The 2288-nt window shown below is 57.6% G+C and carries 3 protein-coding genes and 1 tRNA gene; 3 read left to right on the top strand and 1 reads right to left on the bottom strand.

Annotated features, from left to right (window positions below):
* The coding region (locus RI518_RS07730; RefSeq protein ID WP_310689803.1) for a DUF520 family protein at window positions 1-348 on the bottom strand (348 nt) is incomplete at its 3' end.
* Window positions 349-665: 317 nt separating this feature from the next.
* Between RI518_RS07730 and RI518_RS07725 the strand changes: the two genes are divergently transcribed.
* The 3 genes from RI518_RS07725 (at window position 666) to RI518_RS07715 (ending at window position 1953) form a co-directional block, all read left to right on the top strand.
* Window positions 666-747, top strand: a tRNA-Tyr gene (locus RI518_RS07725).
* Between the two features lie 33 nt (window positions 748-780).
* Window positions 781-1083 carry a Dabb family protein gene (locus tag RI518_RS07720; RefSeq protein WP_310689802.1) on the top strand — a complete coding sequence of 101 codons (303 nt, stop codon included), beginning with the start codon at window positions 781-783 and terminating at the stop codon, window positions 1081-1083.
* A 42-nt stretch (window positions 1084-1125) separates the two neighbouring features.
* Window positions 1126-1953, top strand: a complete 828-nt coding sequence (locus RI518_RS07715) for an inositol monophosphatase family protein (RefSeq protein ID WP_310689801.1) — start codon at window positions 1126-1128, stop codon at window positions 1951-1953.
* Window positions 1954-2288: the final 335 nt, after the last annotated feature.

The raw sequence follows: 2288 nt of genomic DNA, 5'->3' as shown, positions 1-2288 counted from the left end.
TTCATCTCGAATCAGCTTCGTAATTTTCTTCGCATTTTCCGACGAAATACCGTTTTTGACATTCCCACCAATGCGGTAGCGCTTGCCCTGCAGGGTGGGGTCGGAAAGCTCCAGACTTTTCAGAGAGATACCCCGCTTCACCAGTTTGGACTGGAGGACATCCAACACTGCCTTCACACGCTCCTCAGACGAGGCGTAGAGGGCCACAGAATCACCCTGCAGGGTGATTTCTGGGTCCACGCCTTTGAAGTCGTAGCGCTGGGTGAGTTCTTTTTGCGCTTGGTTGACCGCGTTAGATAACTCCATCGGATCCACCGAGCTCACAATGTCAAAAGAGGAATCAGCCATGGCCCCATGATAGGCAGAGACACCGACTTTCGGGGCTAAACCCCGAAAATCGCCGGATAGGAAAAACCATAATCCGCCCTGGGGCAACCTGGTGGGCTTAAGCACCGACAGTCATCGTGGCCGATGCCAGCTGACGCAACGTCAGCCTGTACAGTGCCAGCCCACAAGGGCCAGTCTCCTGAGTTTCCGTCTCTACAGTGTTTGCCTCTCTAGTGTTGGCATCTTTGGGGTGGACCCGTGTCACAGCCGGTGCCAGACACCCACTATCCTTGAGGGCGCGCACCCGATTGGTGAATACACCGGTCGGGAGCGCCTTAGGCGAGTTACCCAAGCGGCCAAAGGGATCTGACTGTAAATCAGCTGGCACTGCCTTCGGGGGTTCGAATCCCTCACTCGCCACGAAAAAAATGTAGGAAAAGGTGGGGGTGTGACGTGGGCGCTGTTCGACATGTGGTGATGTGGCAGCTTGTCGCCCCGGAAGACCGCGAGGCCACCGTGGCCCATATGCAAGAGAAGCTCGGCGGTCTAGTCGGTGTGGTGCCAGGCCTTCGCTCGTTGAGCGTCAACCCTTCTTTGTTCCCAGGCGACGCCAACTGGGATGTGGTCCTCATTAGCGAACACGACTCCGCACAAGCACTGGCTGACTACCAGGTGCACCCAGCGCACGTAGAAGCAGCTTCGTGGGTGAGCCAGCAGGTCAATGCCCGGGCTGCAGTCGACTACGAACTTGGCTAATCGGCCGGATGTGCGACGCAGGCAGGGAAGCCTAAGCCTCTGATGTCTGGTTCAACGGAATTACTGACTCTCGCTAGAGACATTGCCGCCCAGGCGGGAGCGATGATTCTGGAGCGTCGCAGGCATCACGTGGAGGTGGCCTCCACCAAATCAAGCGACGTGGACGTGGTCACCGCGGTTGACCATGAAGCAGAAGCCCTCATTCACGAACTACTGGAAAAAGCCCGACCCGGTGATGGTTTTGTGGGCGAAGAGGGCGGTAGCGGTAATTCCTCGTCTGGAGTGTCTTGGGTCGTTGACCCGATCGATGGAACAGTCAATTTTCTTTACAACATTCCCCATTACGCAGTGAGCATTGCCGCGGTTGAAGGTGAGCCTGCTCCTGGGAAATGGGACCTACAAGCAGGGGTGGTGTTTAACCCGGCTACGGGGGAAATGTTTCAGGCAGCAAAAGGTCACGGTGCAACACTGGGCGATACTCCTTTGCAGGTGGCGCCTCCTGTGGAGTTGTCCCAAGCACTGTGGTTGACAGGTTTTGCGTATGCGGAGCAGTATCGCGCCGAGCAGGGTCGACTGGCCAGGGAGTTGTTGCCGAAGGTGCGAGACCTGAGGCGAATGGGCACCGCATCTTTGGACCTCGCAGCGATTGCCGCTGCGAGGGGAAATATCTATTTCGAGCGCACCCTGAGCCCCTGGGATCACGCCGCGGGGGAATTGATTGTCACGGAAGCCGGTGGGATTGTTCACGGCTTTGATGGGGCCCCTGCCGGCCGGGAAGCAATTTTTGCGGGTCACCCTGACATGGTGAGTGTGTTCCACCAAGCGGTAGAAGCTGCTGGCGGGAAGCGGCCTTTGTCTGATTTTCTGTAACCCCAGCTCATTCATAGCCTTGGCCACTGCCCGGTCTAAGCTTTATCTATTCGTGATAATTCAGCGAAGTGCGGTATCGTCCCGGGAGTGCGTCGACAGGGTCCTCTAACCCTGAAGGCTTGGACACGCTAATCGGTTGGAGAGTGATTTCTTGGGTATGGGTGGTGAGCGCTAAATGACTAACGCTTCACAGCCCCCGTTTCCCTCGAGGCGCGAACTTCGCGCGGCGCAGCGCGCCGCGAAAGCAGATGCTAAGCCCTCCGATGATCTCATAGCCCAGGAGCAGGCAGAGGCCGCTGCAGGCACCGATGGCTCCCACGTGACCGGCACCTCGG

This window comes from Pontimonas sp. (genome assembly GCF_031581085.1).
Lineage (GTDB): Bacteria > Actinomycetota > Actinomycetes > Actinomycetales > Microbacteriaceae > Pontimonas.
Note: the sequence above shows the minus strand (reverse complement) of the source record. Positions and strands in the feature narration are given on the sequence as shown.